Annotated in this window: 1 protein-coding gene; it reads right to left on the reverse strand. The window is 63.3% G+C overall.

What is annotated here, in order from left to right; genetic code table 11:
* Positions 1-1,266: 1,266 nt before the first annotated feature.
* Positions 1,267-1,731: hypothetical protein (locus tag E1265_RS37650; protein WP_165954019.1), on the reverse strand; the 465-nt coding region annotated here is incomplete at its 5' end.

Below are 1,731 nucleotides of genomic sequence, written 5' to 3' on the forward strand. Positions count from 1 at the left end.
CGACGCTTCCAGCGATCCACCGTCGGCAGCGATATGCCAAGCAGCTCGGCAATATCCTTGCGGCGGTGCCCTTCACCCGACCACAAGACGATCCGACCCCGCGTGGCGATATCGGCAGGAACGTCCCGACTGCTCACCAACTCCCGCAGTTCGGCGACCTGTTTCACAGAGAGCTCCATGCCGATAGAACGAGACAGGCAAGATCAAGTAACGCCGACAGGATCACGAGACACTAGACAACGCGCCTTCGACGCGATGATGTCTGTCGCCGAGCGGGGCAGATCGCAATCATGTGACGGCTAGCCCGACGGCATGCTGCTCAGAATTTCCCGGCATGACGAGGGAAAGGCGTGGCAGGCACGAGCACACCCGGCGCTCGGGGAGGCCAGCGGTATGTCGGCTCTGCCGGCGGCCGCGACGGCGCGGCCGCCGCCCGCCGGTCGTCGACAGTGGTTGGTGCCGGTGGCAGTACCACCGAGATTGAGCCACACGTCCCCGTCACCCACCCGCACCCACGGTTACATAGGCCTTGCTTGAGTATCCACTTGACCGTGTCACACGCCAATACCGGCCCGACCCGAAGTGCTGCGGATCTTATGGCGGCACGCACCACCGTCTGGAAGAGCGCGTTCGAAAGTGCGAAGCTCGATGGCTACCGAAGGGCCGCTGCGGGTGTGGAGGGCTGGCTGTCACCGTCTTGGAACAGAAGCCAGAAGACGCAAGCTGGAACGCTCCGGAGGCACAGGAGTCTCGCGGTGAGCCGAAGAGGACGTAGCTTTTTGTGTGCCCATCACAATAGTCGATGGGCTTGCCCTGGCGGGTTGAGCAATGGGTTCCGGCTTTGAGTAAGAGAGTTGATGTCTCCAACTAGATGATGTCGGTCTCCGGCTGATCTCTTCATCGTTGATCGGGGAACTCAGAGAGGGCCTCCCCTTCCTCGTCCGTGAGCAGTCCTGCGCCCGGGTAGTGCGCGCTAGTTCGAACAGGGCCATCTCGTTGTAAGAGGCCATGCCAACTAGTTCAACGTGCGGCTCGCGAAGTCCCATGACAGCACGGTTGAGACTCCGTGTACTCGCACAACACTTTGTACGCGGAGCAGGTGGCGGTTTTTTCGGCGCGCGGGTCTGAGAATCGTGGGCAGGCGAGGTCCTATCTCTCCGGTTGGACGGTACGTGATTCGGCACACATATCCACATCTCCTCCTAAAGAGGCTCCAGCCCGCCGCCGATGCACATCAAATGAGTGTGAGAGCGCCGTGATTCACCTTCATGCCCGAATGCTGGCCTCTCGCTGCACCCCGGGGAATCGATCAGCGATATGGCGATACGCGGCGTGGACGGCGTGTCGCTCAGGCAGCTCGTCGTGCTTTCCGCGCAGACAGGGCGAGCCTGGGCCAAGGCTGGTGTTCATCCGTCGGTAGAAGTCGTCGAGGTCGGCGTGCCAGCGGGGGATGTAGGCGGCGGTCGACGCGGTGTAGACGTCGATGCGGGTGAAGGCGATGGCGGCGAGTTCGTGGGCGATGTCGGGGTGGTGGGGCCAGCAGCCGGGGATGACGTGGTCGTCGGTGTGGCCGTAGGTGGTGTTGAGCCAGAGGGCGACCTCGTCGAGCCAGGTCCAGACGGCGGTTTCGAGGTCGCCGGTGAGGGCGCTCAGATCCCAGGGGTTGGGTGGTGCTTCGTCGGGTGGGGTGTCCGCGTCGGGTTGGAGGGCGCGCCGGACGATGGCGGGTGG

It is taken from the genome of Streptomyces sp. 8K308, assembly GCF_004348315.1.
In the GTDB taxonomy this organism is placed as follows: Bacteria; Actinomycetota; Actinomycetes; order Streptomycetales; family Streptomycetaceae; genus Streptomyces.